This is a genomic window from Paenibacillus phoenicis (assembly GCF_034718895.1).
Classification (GTDB): domain Bacteria; phylum Bacillota; class Bacilli; order Paenibacillales; family Paenibacillaceae; genus Fontibacillus; species Fontibacillus phoenicis.
Genome location: NZ_JAYERP010000001.1, coordinates 2,753,347 through 2,771,239, shown reverse-complemented (window position 1 = coordinate 2,771,239; position 17,893 = coordinate 2,753,347). Strand labels below are relative to the sequence as shown.

18 protein-coding genes and 2 riboswitches are annotated in these 17,893 nt (G+C 51.4%); of the genes, 10 read left to right on the top strand and 8 right to left on the bottom strand.

Features of this window, described 5'->3' with window-relative positions; translation table 11 throughout:
- Position 1: 1 nt before the first annotated feature.
- Complete coding sequence (locus tag U9M73_RS13120) at positions 2-253, top strand: hypothetical protein (protein ID WP_260070541.1); 252 nt, start codon at positions 2-4, stop codon at positions 251-253.
- A gap of 170 nt (positions 254-423) precedes the next feature.
- Here U9M73_RS13120 and hemQ read toward each other — a convergent pair whose 3' ends face one another.
- Positions 424-1,170, bottom strand: a complete 747-nt coding sequence (gene hemQ / locus U9M73_RS13115; protein WP_009224810.1) for a hydrogen peroxide-dependent heme synthase — start codon at positions 1,168-1,170, stop codon at positions 424-426.
- A 214-nt stretch (positions 1,171-1,384) separates the two neighbouring features.
- Here hemQ and U9M73_RS13110 point away from each other — a divergent pair, with 214 nt between their 5' ends.
- A complete protein-coding gene (locus tag U9M73_RS13110; RefSeq protein WP_009224811.1) occupies positions 1,385-1,678 on the top strand; it encodes a YuiB family protein in 294 nt (97 codons plus the stop codon).
- A gap of 76 nt (positions 1,679-1,754) precedes the next feature.
- On the opposite strand, the gene U9M73_RS13105 is transcribed toward U9M73_RS13110, so the two are convergent.
- From U9M73_RS13105 to U9M73_RS13090, 4 genes are all read right to left on the bottom strand, one after another.
- Positions 1,755-2,090, bottom strand: coding sequence for a helix-turn-helix domain-containing protein (locus U9M73_RS13105; protein ID WP_009224812.1), 336 nt, complete (start codon positions 2,088-2,090; stop codon positions 1,755-1,757).
- A gap of 148 nt (positions 2,091-2,238) precedes the next feature.
- Entirely contained in the window at positions 2,239-2,826 is a 588-nt protein-coding gene (locus U9M73_RS13100; RefSeq protein ID WP_260070539.1) for a CalY family protein, read from the bottom strand.
- A 91-nt stretch (positions 2,827-2,917) separates the two neighbouring features.
- On the bottom strand, positions 2,918-3,523 hold the full coding sequence (gene sipW, locus U9M73_RS13095; RefSeq protein ID WP_323077610.1) for a signal peptidase I SipW: 606 nt from the start codon (positions 3,521-3,523) through the stop codon (positions 2,918-2,920).
- A gap of 1 nt (position 3,524) precedes the next feature.
- Positions 3,525-4,784 carry a hypothetical protein gene (locus tag U9M73_RS13090; RefSeq protein ID WP_323077608.1) on the bottom strand — a complete coding sequence of 420 codons (1,260 nt, stop codon included), beginning with the start codon at positions 4,782-4,784 and terminating at the stop codon, positions 3,525-3,527.
- 461 nt (positions 4,785-5,245) lie between these two features.
- A riboswitch (cyclic di-GMP riboswitch) is annotated at positions 5,246-5,330 on the top strand.
- A 39-nt stretch (positions 5,331-5,369) separates the two neighbouring features.
- Between U9M73_RS13090 and U9M73_RS13085 the strand changes: the two genes are divergently transcribed.
- The 3 genes from U9M73_RS13085 to dnaI all read left to right on the top strand — a co-directional run bounded on the left by U9M73_RS13085 (position 5,370) and on the right by dnaI (position 8,287).
- A complete protein-coding gene (locus tag U9M73_RS13085; protein ID WP_260070536.1) occupies positions 5,370-5,543 on the top strand; it encodes an anti-repressor SinI family protein in 174 nt (57 codons plus the stop codon).
- A gap of 202 nt (positions 5,544-5,745) precedes the next feature.
- Positions 5,746-7,296, top strand: a complete 1,551-nt coding sequence (locus tag U9M73_RS13080) for a DnaD domain protein (RefSeq protein WP_260070535.1) — start codon at positions 5,746-5,748, stop codon at positions 7,294-7,296.
- A gap of 37 nt (positions 7,297-7,333) precedes the next feature.
- Positions 7,334-8,287, top strand: coding sequence for a primosomal protein DnaI (gene dnaI / locus U9M73_RS13075; RefSeq protein ID WP_009224818.1), 954 nt, complete (start codon positions 7,334-7,336; stop codon positions 8,285-8,287).
- Positions 8,288-8,380: 93 nt separating this feature from the next.
- Here dnaI and U9M73_RS13070 read toward each other — a convergent pair whose 3' ends face one another.
- Positions 8,381-8,536 carry a hypothetical protein gene (locus U9M73_RS13070; RefSeq protein ID WP_009224819.1) on the bottom strand — a complete coding sequence of 52 codons (156 nt, stop codon included), beginning with the start codon at positions 8,534-8,536 and terminating at the stop codon, positions 8,381-8,383.
- Positions 8,537-8,808: 272 nt separating this feature from the next.
- Here U9M73_RS13070 and trxA point away from each other — a divergent pair, with 272 nt between their 5' ends.
- Both trxA and uvrC read left to right on the top strand, forming a co-directional pair.
- A complete protein-coding gene (gene trxA / locus U9M73_RS13065) occupies positions 8,809-9,126 on the top strand; it encodes a thioredoxin (RefSeq protein ID WP_009224820.1) in 318 nt (105 codons plus the stop codon).
- Positions 9,127-9,270: 144 nt separating this feature from the next.
- Positions 9,271-11,088, top strand: a complete 1,818-nt coding sequence (uvrC, locus tag U9M73_RS13060; protein WP_050769744.1) for an excinuclease ABC subunit UvrC — start codon at positions 9,271-9,273, stop codon at positions 11,086-11,088.
- Here uvrC and U9M73_RS13055 read toward each other — a convergent pair.
- A complete protein-coding gene (locus U9M73_RS13055; RefSeq protein WP_407673981.1) occupies positions 11,048-12,760 on the bottom strand; it encodes a CPBP family intramembrane glutamic endopeptidase in 1,713 nt (570 codons plus the stop codon). The genes uvrC and U9M73_RS13055 overlap by 41 nt on opposite strands.
- Before the next feature lie 349 nt (positions 12,761-13,109).
- Positions 13,110-13,272: riboswitch (cyclic di-AMP (ydaO/yuaA leader) on the top strand.
- Positions 13,273-13,339: 67 nt separating this feature from the next.
- Here U9M73_RS13055 and U9M73_RS13050 point away from each other — a divergent pair.
- From U9M73_RS13050 to U9M73_RS13040, 3 genes are read left to right on the top strand one after another with little or no spacing between them, the layout of a single operon-like run.
- On the top strand, positions 13,340-14,683 hold the full coding sequence (locus tag U9M73_RS13050) for a TrkH family potassium uptake protein (protein ID WP_323077604.1): 1,344 nt from the start codon (positions 13,340-13,342) through the stop codon (positions 14,681-14,683).
- A 17-nt stretch (positions 14,684-14,700) separates the two neighbouring features.
- Positions 14,701-15,363 carry a potassium channel family protein gene (locus tag U9M73_RS13045; RefSeq protein ID WP_323077603.1) on the top strand — a complete coding sequence of 221 codons (663 nt, stop codon included), beginning with the start codon at positions 14,701-14,703 and terminating at the stop codon, positions 15,361-15,363.
- Positions 15,364-15,405: 42 nt separating this feature from the next.
- Complete coding sequence (locus tag U9M73_RS13040) at positions 15,406-16,686, top strand: ArsB/NhaD family transporter (protein ID WP_323077601.1); 1,281 nt, start codon at positions 15,406-15,408, stop codon at positions 16,684-16,686.
- A gap of 99 nt (positions 16,687-16,785) precedes the next feature.
- Here U9M73_RS13040 and U9M73_RS13035 read toward each other — a convergent pair whose 3' ends face one another.
- Positions 16,786-17,697, bottom strand: a complete 912-nt coding sequence (locus U9M73_RS13035) for a LysR family transcriptional regulator (RefSeq protein ID WP_009224826.1) — start codon at positions 17,695-17,697, stop codon at positions 16,786-16,788.
- Between the last annotated feature and the right edge of the window lie 196 nt (positions 17,698-17,893).

Here is a 17,893-nt window from a genome sequence, read left to right as displayed (position 1 = left end):
GATGCGTCACTGCAGCGTACAGGTTCGGGGGCTGTTGACGCGGGACGAGCTGGATCGCTATAACGCCTTGATGGAAGTGGGATCTTACCTGGAATCGCAGCAGCGTTACGATTTGGCTTATACGGTGCAGAAGGAAGTGGACCTTCTGATCCAGCCGGCCATCGAACGGCTGAAGGAGAAGAGCCGCGAACGCGACCGGGCGACCGCGGAGTTCCTGAAGTCGCTGGAGGCAGAGGCCGAAGGGGAAGATTAAACGAACAAAAGGGTGTGCCGCCCGAGGCTGGCACACCCTTCTTTTTTAAGATATCAGAAAGTATAAACTTCGGAGCTTCCGCTTCCTGATATCACAAGAAAAACTACCGCTAACCGCGGTCTGTCTTCCTAGAATATACGTCGATAGACGTTTTTCTTATCTATATGGAATTACACTTTCAACATCTCGTCCAAACGCTCTGCATTCAGCAGATTGCCGACGTAAAAGGCACCAAACTCGCCAAAACGTGCGCTGACCTCGTCAAACCGCATTTCATAGACCAGCTTCTTGAATTGCAAGGCATCGTCGGCGAACAGGGTAACGCCCCATTCCCAATCGTCGAGGCCTACGGAACCAGTGATGATCTGCTTCACTTTACCTGCATAGCTGCGGCCGATCAGGCCATGGCTGCGCATCATTTCGCGGCGCTCTTCCATCGTCAGCATGTACCAGTTGTCGGTGAGATCGCGCTTTTTGTTCATTGGATAGAAGCAGATATGGTTGGTCTTCGGCAGGATCGGCTGCAAACGGGCCATCACTTCCGGATTCGCCTTCGGGTCACCGCCGCCGGATGCGAGATAATTGCTAAGTTCTACGACGCTGACGTAGGAGTATGCTTTGGTTGTATATTCAGCAAAGGTTGTTTTGTTGAAGGCCGTCTCCAGGGCGTTCAGCTCTTCCAGGCTTTCGCGCAGGTGCATGAACACGAGATCGGCTTTCTGTCCGACGATCGAATACACCGCGGTGCTGCCGGTTTTGGATTCCTCCATCAATTCCCATTCTTTCAGGAACGTATGCAGCTCCTCCAGGGCTCCGGCGCGTTCTTCGTCATCCGCCGCTTTCCAGGCGGTCCAATCGATGGTGCGGAAATCGTGAAGCGCATACCAACCTTCTAAGGTTAGAGTAGCTTCGTTCATGTATAATCACTCCTAGATTCAATCTGATCCTCATTTACGAATTGCCAATACGTATCTTATTGTATCGCAAGGAGCCTAGACGGGGCAAATCGATTCACTCCATTTTCATGTAAAGTTCATTGCTTCGTTACATAATATCTAGTAAACTAACTACTAGCTTGATTTAGTGTGATGAATGTTATAGTTACCTCTAAGAAGGGTGGGGGAGCGATCGATGGGCTGGCTCATCGTACTGGTGCTGATGGTTCTCTTCTTCGTGATGATGTTCGGCATCGGTTTCATTTTGAATATGTTAATGAAAACAACCTGGTTTCCGGCATACGTCTTTATCATTGTGATTTTGCCCATTGTGGTCTATACGCTGTGGGACCATGAACAGAGCTTTGGGACCTATCTCGCATCGTTCCGGCTGGTCGATTATTTGACGGCGTTCGCCGGGCTGTGCGGGGCGATCCTAAGCGGATGGACGATCCGAAAACTGCGGTTGGGCGGGTACAAAATGTTTTAAAAAAAGCGCGAGTACCGTCGGGGGATAACCCTGAGGTCTCGCGCTTTTTCTGTGTGTACTTTTTCTCTGTGTACCGTTATTCCTGCTGGCCTCGCTTCCATTTCTGATATTCAAGGAATTCCTTAAATTCCTTCTTGCTGACGCCCGAAGTCATAGCTTCCTGCACCAACTCCGACCATTCCGGATCGAGTAATTCCGGTGCGGGGCGGTCGCCATACAATAGCAGGTTGATCGAGACGTTAAGAGCGTCGGCTATCTTCTCAATGAAGGAAATAGAGGGATTCGATTGAATATTGCGCTCAACGTTGCTGAGATAGGATTTTGCCACATCTGCCTTCTCCGCCAGCTCGGACAAGGAGTACCCTCGGTCCTGCCGAAGTTTCTGAATACGCTCGCCAATATGTTCTGCCATGTAGCCGTCGCCCTTCTATCAGAAATAATTTGATGTCATTATATCAGAATAACCGGGATCGGACAAAGGTGTTAAGTCGGAAATTCAACCAAACAAAGAACACCTTAGTCCCAGATCGGGGTAAGGTGTTCTGCTTAAATTTCTCAAATTATCTAATTTGACCGTCGCCTTGTTTCGCTTCAAACGTCCACGTCAGGTTCAGCGTGTCGCCTTGGAATTGGTTTTGGTCTTGACCGTTGTCCACGAATTCAAAAGCAACGGCCAACGTGTCGGTAGTGCCGGCTCTTAAGCCGCTGCGCTCGCCGAGGAAGAAGCCTCTTTCAACGGCGTCCGGTGTTTGATTTTGCAGGTCATAGAGCGTAGTTTCCCAAATGACGTCATTCAGCTTGTCGATATTGTTCAGGAATTTTACCTTAATATGTTTACCAAAATCGTCCGTGTTGTCTGGAGCGCCGGCTTTATTCGTCACCGTGTAGCTCGTTTTCAACAGAACTTCTTTAATGTCAAGCGTTCCGTCATTTTTGAGCTTGAACGTACGAGGAATCGTGTCACCTGGTTTCAAGTTGTTAAGATTTACAATCGCTGTTGGATCAGCGTTGATATCCAATGTACCTGCGGCGAACGTCCCAGTCGTTTCGACCGTATCGCTAAAGTAAGCGAACGTTCCTCCGCCGATCAATGTCAAACCGAGTGCTGCAGTTGCTACCCCAAAACCTAATGTCTTTTTGATACCCATTCCTGAATTCCTCCCTGATCTTAAATAAATTTTTTATATATAGCATCCTTATGTATACATAAGGAGAACAACCAAATCATTAGTGCTGAGCTTAGGTTGATGCGTCAATGACGTCAGGGTGCTTGGTGTCCGATTGCGATTGATTCGCTTCCGGTTTTTTTTCTTCCAGACTGGCGATGGCTTTCCACAGCGTAACCACCGCGTACAGGAACAATAGGATCCCTGGGATGATCAACAGGGTGACATTCCCCGTCTTCGTTCCAGCGAAGCTTAAGAAATAGCCCACGTACGGAACGTTAAATCCGGTATAGACGCCGGTCACATTCGCGGGGTGCACCAATTCCGAATCGGCGGAATCGTTATTATCGCCTTTCGTCCGGTACAGCACCTGGCCGTTTTGTTCGTCCTGTGTCACCTCGATGATGCGGTGGGTAATCAGCTTGTTATCGCCTGACCGGAAGGTGATGACGTCGCCGACGTTGAAACGGGTCATATCGCCGCCCGGCTTAATGGCCGCAACGGAACCGGTAGGGATGGAAGGCTCCATCGAGCCGGACAAGACCGTTTTCAGCTGATAGCCGTAGAAGTTCGGTTCGCTGCCGGAAATCTTTGAGAGGACCACCGAGCCTGCCACGGTAAAAAAGGCAACCGCCATCAGGAACGTCAGCGCGTTTCCTAACCATTTACGAATACGCATGTTATTCACCTACTTCTGAAGGAATCGCGTCCTCATTCTCGTCATCGTCATCCTCTTCATCCCCGTCGTCGTTCAAATCGATGGGCAGTTCATCCTCCGGTTTCGTCAGGATAAGACTGTCCAATGGATTTGGCTGCTCGGGGGGCAGCAGAGGTTCTAGCCCCGGTGTGCCGCTGCTAGCCGGCGCATCCGGCGGAAGGGTTGCAGATTCATCCTCTGCAACACCATCTTCTTCTGCAGGAGGTTGGACTGCTCCATCACCGGAATCGCCCACCGTCGGAGGGGGTTCTTCCTCCAACTGCTTTAATCGTTCCAGCTCCGCCAGCCGCTGTGCTTCCGCTTCTGCCAACAGTTGAGCCCGCTGCGCTTCGAGACTGGAAATCTCGGCAGTTAAGCCTGCGATTGCCGATTCCAGAGAAGCATGTACGCTCTCAAAGTACGTGCGCTCTTCGCCGGCGACCGGATCGCTGAAGGCACTTAAATCATCGGCCGACCGGGACGAAAACGGGCTGGCAAAAGCGATAGCAACAAAGCCGTTGGTCGAGAGGCTAAACTCAGATTGATGGACGGAGCGCAGGTAGCTTAAGATCTCCTGTAACGTCCCGCGAAGCGGGCCGGATAGCAAACCGCTGCCCTTCAGGAGATCCGCAATCCGGTCAAGCACCGTAGTTTGCGTGAGCTCGGCACAATTCGGCTCCAGGCCGTTTAATGAAGTCAGTAGCCCTTGAATCACGGCGGTCGCTGCCGTGATTTCCTGCACCAGCTCTTGCCAAGTGGACTGATTCAGCGCCAGTTGCTGCTGCAGCTGCTGGATTGTGGCGTTCAGCTCGCTAATCCGTGCCGATAAGCCTTCGGCTGCGTCCAGCTGCAGGCTTGCGGAGAAATCTGCGGAACCTTCCGAGCTGACCGGTCCGTCGCCGCTGGAGTACACCGCATCGGTTGAAGACGGGGGCAGCGGAAGACTGGTGGCCGGATCACTCGCATTCGGAAGAGCCGGAGACGAGATCGGAGTTGTTGTATCTATCGAAGCGCGGATTAGGCTTGCTCCGATAAGTCTTCCTTTTAAGGAAGCGGCTCGGTTCAAATGCTCGGCCAACATCGCGAGCTGGCTTTCGATTTGGCTTGGAAAGACTCGGCACGCCTTGATTTCCGTGTTATCTTCGCGTGTGCTGGTGAATTCGCCGAAGGTTGTGCCAACCTGCTGAGAAGTCCACAAGAGCAGAGTTGAGAGAATTAATCCGGACTGCAGCGATTTGACCATGTTTTGCTTCTTCCGTTTTTTGCGTAGTTTACGGATTACTTCAGCTCGGGATCTTCGCAGAATAGTCGCTCCTTTCTAGGTATGGTCCGTTATGTTCGTTAATATGTTCGTTATTAAGAACAAACACCGTGATTTGAATATACCTGAAATGGTTAACGTTAGGAAAGGCGCAAATCCAGTGATTTGTTCTTAATAAAGAACATTTATCTATTGTTTTCTTTAAAAATCTGACTAATTCACGGGATTTCACGATTTATTGTTCTCTATAAGAAACAATTCCTAGTACTTGACAAGCGGTGGTTCAATATGACAAGAACATTAGGGATTAAACAAAAAAAGCTAACCTTTTCGATGAAAACGGTATGCCGAACTTACGTGGAATGACATACTTTTCAAATTTGAGACGTTATAATAAGTACCAAGATGCATACTGACTAAGGAGATCCATTGGCATCAGAAGCACCAGATAAGGGTAAACCTGTTGAAAAGCAGGGGCACAAAGTCTCAGATCTAAGGTAGGAATACTAAGATGGCTGGACTGCCTGGGGACAAAACCAAAATAATGATCTTAGGAGGAGATTGTTGTTGAAGAAGTCCGCCCAGGTTATTTCTTATGATCGGTTCCCCGGAAACGTTGACCCGGAATGGGTGATTTTGCTCGCCATGGCAAAGGAGGAGGGGGTCTCCATTGATGAGGTTCGGCGTTTTTTAGCCGGAGATCGCCCTTATTTAAAAGAGTGGCATTTACATAACAAATAGATGATAAAGAAGAGGGAGTAAAGGGCCGCCCCATCAGGGGGACGGTTCTTTTTTGTGCTTATTCCGGCGTAAAACATTGTCCCGGCGAGGCTCAGGAAGAAAAAGGGAGATTTTTGTAAGCTGGGGGCGATTCAGGACGGCGTCTTTTATGCTAAAATAGAGGAAGTCTATTTGTACGTGATAGGGAAGGAGCGATGAAGCCGTGCGCATGAACAACATGCTGCATTTTACCGAAAATCACCGTTATTGCGTATACCGTGACTTCGGACTCAGTCCCGTCGATGGCAAAATGCTAGGTTTGATCTATCAACCGATGGTCGGGGCGTTCGCGATTTCGCTGTACCGGCTGCTGGTAGAGCATGTTCCCCAGGAGCAGGTTGGATATTCGGACGTCGAGCAGCAGCGGAAGCTGTTCCTGACTCTTGGCCTCGATCCAAGCGAGAAAGGGCGGAAGTTTCTCATCGAGCAGACTTCCCGGTTGGAGGCGGTGGGGCTGCTTCAGACGAACCGGCTCTATGTTCCGGACAGCGACGATTATATCTACGAATATGAGCTTCAGGCACCGCTGGCGCCGGCGGAATTTTTCCGGACTCAGCACCTGACTTTGCTGCTACGAGACAAGATCGGGAAATTCGCGGTCCTGTCTCTGCGGGAGCAGTTGTTCCGCGGAGAACCGGAGGCGTGGTCAGGGGTTGGCCTGAATAAGGAAAATATTACGGTTCCGTTCTATGAGATCTTTGAGCTGAACACCCATTCCATTGATTACGAGCTGGAGCAGGCGATTGCCGAGACGTCGATCGCCAGGCAGCCGGGGCTCAAGCTGGCTTTGGAAGAGGATGCGATCAACTATGCGGACATCATCCTGCGTTTTCCGCGTGAGTCCCAGAATCGCTCCTTCGTTGAGGCGCTTCGCTTTGACCCGGAAGGGATGGGCGTGGTGAATTATGTTGCCCGCAAGTACGATTTAAGCGTCCAGGATATTTGCCGGCTGCTGGATGAAGACGGCGTCTTTGATCCGGGCGGCGGGATTCTGCTGGATGCACTCCAGCACAAGGCCAACCTGCAGTTCCGCCAAGGCAAGCGCCGTCAGGAGGAACGCGAGGTAGCTTACGGCAAAATCGTCGCGTTGCGCGGCGAGGAGCCGAAAGCGGCGGCCGCTTCCGCTCAAGCGGGGAACGTGGCCGAGGAGGTTGCGGTACAGATGGAGTATTACGTTGACGTACCGCCGCAATTCCAAAGCAAATGCGATATTCACCAATATAATATGATGCTTCGCAATGAGCCGTATACCCGGTTACTGAAGACGTTCTTTCCGGGATCGATTCCGGACAACCTGCTGGACATTTTTGAGAAAATCGATTTGAACTACAAGCTGCCCGGCGAAGTAATCAACGTACTGATCCATTATTTGATGTCTTTGCTCACTTCTGGCGGGGAGCAGCGGATCAATCGCAATTTCATCGATGCGATCGCAGCCAACATGCTGCTTAAGCAGATCAACACGTATGAGCAGGCCGTACAATATATCCGCGACCAATCGAAGGTGAAGGAGAAGGTCAAGGAGAAGGCGGGCGGCGCCGCCTCCGGTGGAGGACGGGCGCGAACCTACGGCAGCCGGGGAGCGAAGCCGAAGCCGGAAATCCCGATTGTGGAACGGACTGGCCAGGAGACCGCCGTATCGGAAGAAGAATTTGCTGAGCTGATTAAGATGGCGGAACGCATGCAATCCGGAAAGCATAAAAAAGAAGTCTGAATCCGTTTAGGCTTGGGGAAGGAAGGTGACACAATCAATGGAATCACTTGGGGAACTGCTTACGCAGATGAAAAGCACGCAATTCAAACAACGCTCCGAGGAGCTGACCGCACGTCTGATGAATGACCCGCTGGTAAGGGAACTCCGGGACCAACATCCGGAGCTGGAACAGGAGCAGCTGACGCGCGGGATGGCCAAGCTGTATCAATACATCAACGACAGCAAGCACTGCGCCAACTGCCCGGGCTTGGAGCAATGTCCCAACGATTTCCCTGGCCATTTCACGAAGCTGACGGTCGAGCAGGTGGGCGGGAGCCCGCAGCTTGTAGATCGTCAGGTGCCATGCCCCAAGCAACTGCAATATGAGCGCGAATTGTCCGTCAAGAAACGGATTCATAGCTTTTATGTGGATGAGCGGGCGCTGGAAGCCGGTTATGACGAAGTGGAAATCATGACGAAGGATGCCATGCGTGCGCCGGCGGTAGGGCAAGTGTTCCGCTATATTAATGAAACGAAGGAATCCGGCCTGCAAACGAAAGGGCTGTATCTGGAAGGTCCGTTTGGCACCGGCAAAACGTTCTTGATGTGCTATTTGCTGCACGAACTGGCCAAGGAAGGTTACTCCGGCGCCATCGTTTATATGCCGGAATTCGTGGAAGAGCTGAAGAGCATGCTGCAGGACAGCGACAAGCTGCGCGAAACGGTGGAAATGATGAAGCAGGTGGATCTGCTGATCTTTGACGATATCGGTGCAGAGAACCTGAATCCGTGGGTGCGCGACCATGTCATGGGCGCGATTTTGAATTATCGGATGAACCGGAAGCCCACGTTCTACACGTCAAACTATTCCTTGAGTGCGTTGGAGAAGCATTTGAGCTTTACGAGCAAGGACGGGGAAGAGCGGCATAAGGGCCAACGGTTAATGGATCGGATTGCCCCGTTCGTGAACGTTGTTCAGGTGAATGGGACGAATAAGCGCGGCCAAGCCTAATAACGGAATACTGCGGACAAAGATAAAGAGCCGAGCACATCCCTTATCGGGGGATCGCCTGGCTCTTTCGTTAATTCGAGGTCTGGTTACCGCCTAGCTGGCGATAAATTTAATGATGACCATGCCGAAGAAAATCACGATCATAAACGTCAACATGCCAAAAAAGCCGTTCATCAAATCAAACAGATCGTTGCGGGGTTCTTCGTTGATATGCTGCCGCGGATCGTTCGCATGCGTGTTAGCATCCATGGCGACGGGCCTCCTCAGGAAATTATCGTCTCGTCAATGAAATATGTCATAGACAATCCGTTTTCAGGTTATTCTTAGTATAACCAAACTTTTTTCGTTTTGTAAAGAAGGCGTTACCATACACTTTCTTTTTTTCAGTGTAGTGTGGTATAATGAGTTCGGCAACAGCTTTTTGGGCTGACTGCTCCAATTTTTTTGTCTAACTATCCAGTTGTTCGCGCTTGTGTCACTAAAGTGCCAGGCCGGGCAACCCAAATAAGGAGGAAATTATCATGGCTATCGTGAACGTATCCGATCAGTCCTTCAATGCTGAAATCGAAGGACAAGGTCCGGTTCTTGTTGATTTTTGGGCTCCATGGTGCGGCCCTTGCAAAATGATCGCTCCGATTCTGGAGGAGCTGGATGCAGAAGTAGGTGACTCCGTGAAGATCGCCAAGCTGAACGTGGATGATAACCCGGAAACAGCTTCCCGTTTCGGCGTGATGAGCATTCCTACACTGATCCTGTTCAAAGACGGTCAACCGGTCGATAAAATCGTCGGATTGAACTCGAAGGATACGCTGAAGAACCTGATCGCTAAACATCAATAATCCAGACGATCAGGCGCGTCGCTTGACGCCTTGGATGACGCCTCCGGTTTGGGCCGGAGGCGTTTTCTGCGTTAACTTGGAGTGGAGAAAGGAGGAGGAAGCTTGGACACATCGGCCAATGAAACGTTAAGTTACGAGAAAGCGATGGAGCGAATCCAACATAAACTGGCGCTGCTGCCCGATTCCCCGGGTTGTTACTTAATGAAGAACAAAGACGGTAAGATCATTTACGTCGGCAAAGCCAAGGTGCTGAAGAACCGGGTCCGTTCCTATTTTACAGGCAGCCATAACGGGAAAACCCAGCTGCTCGTATCCGAGATCCGCGACTTCGAATACATCGTGACCGCGAGCAATATGGAAGCACTTATCCTGGAATGTAACCTGATTAAAGAACATCATCCGCGTTACAATATCCTCCTGAAGGATGACAAGACTTTCCCCTATATCAAAATTACGAATGAACCGCATCCCCGGCTGGAAGTGACCCGGCGGGTGCTTAAAGATAAAGCAAAATATTTTGGTCCGTATCCGAACGCCTACGCGGCTCAGCAAACGAAGAAGCTGCTCGACCGCATGTATCCGCTGCGCAAATGCAATGTGATGCCGAAGGAAGTGTGCTTGTATTATCACATCGGCCAGTGCTTGGCGCCTTGCGTGCATGAGGTGGAGAAGGAAACGTACGAGAAGATGACTCAAGAAATTGTTTCGTTCCTTAGCGGCGGGCATGAGGAGATCAAGAAAGAGCTGGAGCGCAAAATGCACGAGGCGGCCGAAGCCTTGCAATTCGAGCGGGCCAAGGAACTGCGCGACCAAATCATCAACATCGATGCGCTGATGGAGAAGCAGAAGATTACGGTGACCGATGCGAAGGACCGCGACGTGTTTGGGTATGCCGTAGACAAGGGCTGGATGTGCGTGCAGATTCTATACATGCGTCAGGGAAAAATGATCGAACGGCATGCGTCGGTCTTTCCGTTTTACGGCGACGCCTACGGCGATTTTATGTCCTACGTGACGCAGTATTACAGCGATAACCCGGCTTTGCCGCAGGAGATTCTGCTGCCGGAGAAGCCGGAGGATCAAGAGGAGGCCGGCGCGCTCGATGCTCCAACCGCCTTGCAGGAATGGCTGGGGGTGAAGACGCTGGTGCCGCAACGCGGCTTAAAGCGGCAAATGACCAAAATGGCCGAGGAGAACGCGCGCGTGACGCTGGACGAGAAGTTCCGCCTGATCGAACGGGATGAGGAACGCACCTCGAAGGCGGCCGAGAACCTCGGCAAAGCGATTGGCCTGGAGTCGGTGTCGCGGATCGAAGCGTTTGATAACTCCAACATCCAAGGGTCGAACCCGGTCTCAGCCATGGTGGTGTTCATTGACGGCAAGCCGGCCAAGAAGGAATACCGCAAATATAAAGTAAAAACCGTGAAGGGCCCGGACGATTACGAGACGATGCGCGAGGTCATCCGCCGTCGCTATGAGCGGGTGCTGAAGGAGAATTTACCGCGGCCTGACCTAATCGTGGTCGACGGAGGCAAGGGGCAGATCTCTGCGGCTACCGATGTGCTGGAGAACGAGCTGGGCCTACACATCCCGGTATGCGGCCTCGTGAAGGACGCCAAGCATAAAACCGCACAGCTGATGGCGTTTGATCCGCCGGAGCCGGTTTATCTGCCGCGCGACAGCCAGGAGTTCTACCTGCTGCAGCGGATTCAGGACGAGGTGCACCGCTTCGCCATTTCGTTCCATCGCGAACAGCGGGCCAAGTCGATGGTCGCCTCACGGCTGGACTCGATCCCCGGCATCGGGGAGAAACGCCGGAAGGCGCTGCTTAAGCACTTTGGATCGCTGAAAAAAATTAAAGAGGCCTCCGTCGAAGACTTTCGGCCTCTTTCTATCGGGGATAAATTAGCCCGTCAAATCCTTAATGCCCTTCGGGACGAAGATCCGCCAGAGGAGTCATAACATACGGCTCCTCTTTTTGTTGCGGCGTCGGGGTCTTCCGCTCCTTGCTTGGCGGGTTAAACAAGTAAATCACATACGCAACGATCGCCGGCAAGGCGATGTAGAACAACCCGGCGACGATGTTCAGCGCTCCGCCCATAAACATCAGGCTCAGCGACATCAGGATGCTGTCGAAGATGACGTGCGAGAAGACAACGGTCGCGAAGCCGTAGCGCAGGAACACGAAGCTGAACAGCAGTCCGATAAAGGTTAATTCGATCGGGCGCGAAATGACCGGATAAATCGGATACAACGTGTGGCCAAACGCCCAGATTAAGGTCGACAGCAGGCAGGCGACAAAGGTGCTGCGGAACATTTTCTTCAGCATTGGGATCCCGAACAAGCGATACACCGCTTCTTCTCCGATCCCTGCCACCCAAGCCAGCAGCGGAAACAATAGCGGGTACACCATGTTGTAAGGCGATTGCGTCGCATCGGTCGTGGACCAGGTATGAATCGTTTGCTCTAGAATGAAGAAAACAACGGATTGAACGCCTAACAGGATCAATGCCCAGGCATACCCGTCAGCCACGGAGGTCAGGATGGAACGGCCGTACCCTTCTTCCCGTGATCGCGCCCACAAGTTGATGCCGTTCTTCCGCCACAGTCCATCGCCGCCCACCAGCGAGAAGTACACGGAAGCGGCGAGGAACAACGTCACCAGACCTTGGAAGAAGAGGCCAAAGATGAGCACGCCGGATTCAAGACCGTCTTTTTGGAACACGGGGATCATGTTGATCGTTCCAATCGTGGATAGCACGAAGTAAGCCGAGGCCAGGAAAATACCCCGCTTAAACGAGGTATGGGCCCGTGTCAGCGCGCTGTAGACGATCGCCAGAATCGCCAGCACGAACGTCAACAGGGCGTATCCGGCATAGGTGAGCCAGCTGGCGATTTTCGTCTGTCCGGCGACGTAGTCCTGATGAGCCTGCGGTACGGTAAAATAGCTCTCCAACGAGGAAACCTTGCCGTATTCGAAGCTGAGCTTGATTTCCGCTTGCGATTCGCCTAACGTGTAGCCATTGATATGGTAGAGGAGGCCCACATCCCCTTCACCGGAGGCCAGCTCCAGATCGCTTGATTTAAATCCAAAGGCGTTCAGGTAAGGCTGTGCCAGCTCTTCTTTCTCCGCTAACGTTAAATCCCCCTCCCATGCCTTCATGGAATCGGTGGTTTCCGATCCTACATCAAGCATCATCTGCTTGGTGGCGTTGCTGGAGGAACTGATCTCCTCGAAGCCGACGACTTGACCGGTGGTCATATGGACATCCACGGTCACGGCGCTTAACGATTCGGTGGGGTCCGTGTAACGGACACGAAATACGTCATATGGAAATTGCTTGTCATACGTTTTTAAGTATGGGGCGAGCAGATCGGCTTTGGTTAAGTAACCAAACAGATCGGAACGCGTTTCGTATGTAATCAATGCTTTATCCTTCGTGGGATTCGGCAGGTCGATCCCAAGTACGGATTGGACAAATTCACTTGCACGGGCAGTTGCTTCCGGTTTGCTGATCACCTCATTTGCTTGCTGCAGCTGCAAGGACTCCGAATCGGTGGTCGGAAACAGTTGAACGGCGACGAACACAATGAATCCTAGGGCGGCCAGCAGCCACAGATTTTTGGTCTTCATCCTGCGGCGGCCATTTGACGTCAAAGGGGAACTCACTCGCAAAACTCCTTTGTTATTAAGTTGAATGAAATCGGGAACACGTACTCTTCTTATATTATGAGGTATGTTTTTCCCTCAAGTACGTCAAAGTAAAGATAACACAGCTATCCCCCCTGCGCCAGACGGATGGCAAAAATGACGAGAAACGGCAAAAACTCCGGCAAGCCCTCGCATCACTCAGATTGGGGGCGAAGTTGATCCTCCCACTCCCTGATTTCGTCCTTTTCTGGTCTTTTTCTTGAAAATAGAGCTTTGTGGCGGGACGGAATAAGGGATATAATCCATTTGACGAAAAATGATTGAAAACAATTGAAAAGATTGGCCGAATTTCGCAATGAAAACGGGGGAACCGTATATTTTGGGGTGAATTTCACGGAGCTTCAACTCCCAGCAAGGGGATATGTTCCGCGAATAGGGCAACTGGGCATGTCCGAATCCGTCAGCTAACCTCGTAGGCCTGTGCATCAGGAACCAAACACCGAAAGGCATTGGATTTCCAGTGCTTTTTTTCTTTTGTGTTTTTTTCAGAACGATGATGAGGTGAACGCGTTGCATACCAAGAAAATTAACCTTTCTCCGCCGCAGATATTGGTGACTGGGTTTGCCCTCATCATTTTGTTGGGAACTCTGCTGCTTATGCTTCCGATCTCTGGGACGTCCGGGGAACCGATGCCATTTATTGATGCTTTATTTACGGCAACCTCGGCAACTTGTGTGACGGGGCTGTTTGTGGTGGATACGGGAAGGTATTTTTCAACCTTTGGACATATCGTCATCATCATGCTTGTACAAATCGGGGGGCTTGGCTTTATGACCATGGCCACCTTGTTCTCCCTTGTCCTCAAACGGAAAATCTCGCTGAAAGACCGTCTGCTGCTCCAGGAAGCGATGAACCAGAGCTCAATGGAAGGCATCGTTCGCTTAATCCGCAAGGTGCTGATGTACTCCCTGATCATCGAGTCCAGTGCGGCGGTGCTCCTCACGATTCGCTGGGCCTTTGATATGCCGTTTGGCCGGGCGCTGTATTATGGGATTTGGCATTCGATTTCGATGTTTAATAATGCGGGATTTGATTTGTTTGGGGAAAATCGCAGTTTAATCCCCTATGTTAACGATCCTTTGATTAACATCGTCTCCATCTTGCTCATCGTGTCCGGGGGGCTTGGTTTTATTGTCTTGTCCGATCTGGCAGAGTATCGCAAGCATCGCAAATTGTCGCTTCATTCCAAAGTGGTGCTGTCCATGACGGGGGCGCTGATTGCGATTGGCACGATCGTCATTTTCGTGTTCGAATTCACGAACTCGCGTACGCTGGAACCGCTCAGTTGGAGCGGCAAAATCTGGGCTTCAATGTTCCAATCGATTACGCCTCGTTCGGGAGGGGTTGTCACCCTTGATATCGGTTCGCTGCGTCAGGCTACGCAATTCTTCATAATCATCCTGATGTTTATCGGGGCTTCGCCCGGCTCGACGGGGGGCGGGATCAAGACAACTACCTTTACGATTCTCATCGGCGCGGTGATCTCCATGATCCGCGGACGAACCGATTTGGTGTTGTTCCGTTACCGGATGGCCCAAGAACGGATCTTCAAGGCGCTCACGATTACGATGATGGCACTGTTCGTCATCGTTGCTGTAGCGATGGTTCTGTCCACCACAGAAGACGCAAGCTTCCTCTCCATTTTATTTGAAACGACTTCGGCTTTTGGAACGGTTGGATTATCGATGGGCTTAACGGAGCACTTGACGGAATTTGGGAAAGTTGTGATCAGTCTTACGATGTTTGCCGGACGGCTGGGGCCCTTGACGCTTGCTTATGCCATCGGTCCAAGGAAGGGGAAAGAGCTGTATCGCCATCCAGAAGGCAAAATCATTATTGGATAAGGGGAAATGGGGCAAAAATGAAAAAGCAGCAGTTTGTGGTCATCGGCTTGGGGCGCTTCGGATCGAGCCTGGCCTTGGAGTTGGTGGAGTTAGGATATGAGGTTCTGGGCATCGACCGGAATGAAGAGATCGTTGACGAATTAAGCGATCGGCTCACGCATACGGTTGTCGCCGATGCAACAGAGGAAGAGGTGCTGAAGTCGCTGGGGGTTCGTAATTTCGATTGCGGGATCGTGGCGATTGGCAACGATATTCAAATGAGCATCCTAGCGGCCATTCTCCTCAAAGATCTGGGCATGAAAACGGTAGTCGCCAAGGCGATCTCGCTTCTGCACGGCCGGGCCCTAGAGAAGCTGGGGGTGGATCGGGTGATCTATCCGGAACGCGACATGGGGATTCGTGTTGCCCATCAGCTGGTTACCCCGAATCTGCTGGATTATATTGAACTGTCGAAGGAATACAGCATCGTCGAGATGAACGTCCCGGCATGCCTGGACCAAAAGAGCCTGGGCGATATTAATCCGCGGACGCGCTTTGGCTGCAGTATTGTGGCGATTCACCGCAATGGCGGTATTTTGGTTGCTCCCACTGCGATGGATCAGTTAAATGAAGGCGACATTATGGTTATTATAGGAGCAAAGAAAAATATCGAGCAATTTGAATCAATCATCAATCCTTAATAAGATGGTAAGATGGCTTACTAGCATGGAACGGAGAGAAGTATGGAACAACAGGCCATTTGGGCTTTAATCATTTTTTTGCTGACCTACGCACTCATTATATCTGAGAAAATTCACCGAACGATGCTGGCTATGGCTGGTGCGGCGTTCATGATAATCTTTGGCATCCTTGATCAGGAGAGCGCAGTGCATCATATTGATTTTAATACGCTGGGACTCTTGATCGGGATGATGATCATCGTGAATACGACAGCCAAGACCGGTTTATTCACGTACATCGGTATATGGACGGCCAAGCTGGCCAAAGGCAATCCGATCACTCTGCTGTGGTTGCTGGCGCTGATCACCGCGATAGGTTCGGCATTCCTGGATAACGTAACGACCATTATTTTGATGGTCCCGGTGGCATTTAGCATTACGCGGAGGTTGAGGGTTCAGGCGTTCCCTTACCTCTTTTCTATGATTCTTGCCACGAATATCGGCGGGACGGCGACTTTAATCGGAGACCCTCCCAACATTATGATTGGCAGCGCCGTGAAGGAACTGACCTTCGTAGCCTTCATGCAAAATTTGACGCCAGTCGTGTTGATCATTTTGGCAGTGATTCTGCCGCTTGTGATCGTGATCTTCCGCAAAGAGTTGAAAAAGGCTTATGCTCATCAACAGAGCTTGATGGAGATCAGTCTGGAGGGCTTGATTACGGAGAAAAAGCTGCTCACCCAATGCCTGATCGCCTTGGGGTTGACCTTGTTGGGCTTTTTCCTTCATCAATACATACATCTGGAAACGGCTACTATTGCGCTGGCTGGCGCCTTCTTGCTGCTGCTCATGACCGGCGAGCACGTGATGGAACAAGCCTTCCGTTCGGTGGAATGGCCCACCATCTTCTTTTTCGTGGGTTTGTTCGTATTGGTCGGAGGGTTGGTTGAAACGGGAATCATTACGAGAGTGGCCGAAGAGGTGATGCGCCTGACTGGAGGCGATCCGCTAACCACCTCGATGCTGATCCTCTGGCTGAGTGCTTTGGCGTCGGCGTTTATCGACAATATTCCGCTGGTGGCGACGATGATTCCGATGATCCAAGACATGGGCGGAATGGGGATTCAGCACCTGGAGCCGCTATGGTGGAGCCTATCGCTTGGCGCTTGTCTCGGTGGAAACGGAACATTAATCGGAGCCAGCGCCAATTTGATCGCTGCTGGGATGTCCGCCAAGGAAGGGGAACCGATCAGCTTCCTAAAATATTTGAAATACGGGCTGCCGCTGATGATCGTCACCATTTTGATCTCCAGCCTCTACGTTTATTTGCGATACTTCATTTAAAATAGACAAGCTGCCGCTAATCCAGGTTTTAGCCTGAAGGAGCGGCAGCTTTTTTGGTGTAACGAATAGCTGTTTAGGTTCGGGTGGATCATGGTGGCGTTAGAGCGGCAATTCTTTCACGAGGGTTTCGCGGATTTGCGTGATCCATTCCTTCGTTTCGCTCGTCAGCTCCGATTTGTCGCCATATACGAGACAGGTTTCGCGCCGTGTCTGGGCCAGTTCTGGAATCGGCACGGTCAGCAGGCCGTTATCCCGCAGCAGCGGCATACGCAGGTACGATTTGGGCAATAGCGCGGCTGCTTTACAGATCGGCAGCAGGCGGACGATCGCTTCAAACGAATCGATTTCCATGCGAATATCGGGCACGATGCTGTAGCGTCCAAACAGGTCGTCGATCAGCCGGCGATACCAAGTTCCCTTGGAAAATACGATCATCGGCCGACCGTTCAGATCGTCCATGATCAGACGGCGCTTCTGCCCGGCGGCGGCTAGCTCATGCCCTTTGGGAACGACCAACTCGAGGTGGTCTTTGAACAGCGGCAAGCATTTCAAGCCCGTCTCGTTCACCAGGGAGGCCACGACGCCGAAGTCCACTCTCTTCTCGCGGACATAAGAGACGATTTCATGGGTTTTGCCGGTAACGAGCTTCAATTCGATATCTGGAAACTTCTCCATTAACGAGGTCACGAGCGGCGGCAGGGTGGTTTGGATCGTCGTCAGGCTGGCGCCTAACGTGACGATACGGCGCTCCGCTGCCTTGATTCGGGACACGGTCTGCAGGAAGTTCTGGTGGCGTTGCCGCTGTTCCAGCGCATATTGGTAAGCTTCCTGCCCGACGCGGGTCAGCTCGAGTCTTTTCCCTTTGCGGTGAAACAGGGAGACTCCCCACTCCTCCTCCAACTTGGCGATTTTCCGCGAAAGGGCGGGCTGGGACAGGTTTAACAGCTTGGATGCTTTGTTCAAACTGGATTGCTCCACGACGGTGGTGAACACCAGCAACTCTTCCAGCATGGGTTACCTCCTTTTTCTGGGCGAAGGACAAGATTCGACAGGTTTACATATGTGAATTTGTTATAATGATTAATAAATATATTGCAATTCCATTATAAGATAAAAAGGAGTAACATGAAAAGTGACACAAGTTGTTCACAAGTTATTGGAGGTACAAAGGGGTTTTACCGACTGCGGTGTGGGATATATCATATTC

Coding starts and splice junctions, on each gene's coding strand:
- U9M73_RS13120 (WP_260070541.1), top strand. CDS start 2: ATGCGTCACTGCAGCGTACAGGTTCGGGGGCTGTTGACGCGGGACGAG.
- hemQ (WP_009224810.1), bottom strand. CDS start 1,170: ATGAACGAAGCTACTCTAACCTTAGAAGGTTGGTATGCGCTTCACGAT.
- U9M73_RS13110 (WP_009224811.1), top strand. CDS start 1,385: ATGGGCTGGCTCATCGTACTGGTGCTGATGGTTCTCTTCTTCGTGATG.
- U9M73_RS13105 (WP_009224812.1), bottom strand. CDS start 2,090: ATGGCAGAACATATTGGCGAGCGTATTCAGAAACTTCGGCAGGACCGA.
- U9M73_RS13100 (WP_260070539.1), bottom strand. CDS start 2,826: ATGGGTATCAAAAAGACATTAGGTTTTGGGGTAGCAACTGCAGCACTC.
- sipW (WP_323077610.1), bottom strand. CDS start 3,523: ATGCGTATTCGTAAATGGTTAGGAAACGCGCTGACGTTCCTGATGGCG.
- U9M73_RS13090 (WP_323077608.1), bottom strand. CDS start 4,784: ATGGTCAAATCGCTGCAGTCCGGATTAATTCTCTCAACTCTGCTCTTG.
- dnaI (WP_009224818.1), top strand. CDS start 7,334: ATGGAATCACTTGGGGAACTGCTTACGCAGATGAAAAGCACGCAATTC.
- U9M73_RS13070 (WP_009224819.1), bottom strand. CDS start 8,536: ATGGATGCTAACACGCATGCGAACGATCCGCGGCAGCATATCAACGAA.
- trxA (WP_009224820.1), top strand. CDS start 8,809: ATGGCTATCGTGAACGTATCCGATCAGTCCTTCAATGCTGAAATCGAA.
- uvrC (WP_050769744.1), top strand. CDS start 9,271: ATGGAGCGAATCCAACATAAACTGGCGCTGCTGCCCGATTCCCCGGGT.
- U9M73_RS13055 (WP_407673981.1), bottom strand. CDS start 12,760: ATGAAGACCAAAAATCTGTGGCTGCTGGCCGCCCTAGGATTCATTGTG.
- U9M73_RS13045 (WP_323077603.1), top strand. CDS start 14,701: ATGAAAAAGCAGCAGTTTGTGGTCATCGGCTTGGGGCGCTTCGGATCG.
- U9M73_RS13040 (WP_323077601.1), top strand. CDS start 15,406: ATGGAACAACAGGCCATTTGGGCTTTAATCATTTTTTTGCTGACCTAC.
- U9M73_RS13035 (WP_009224826.1), bottom strand. CDS start 17,697: ATGCTGGAAGAGTTGCTGGTGTTCACCACCGTCGTGGAGCAATCCAGT.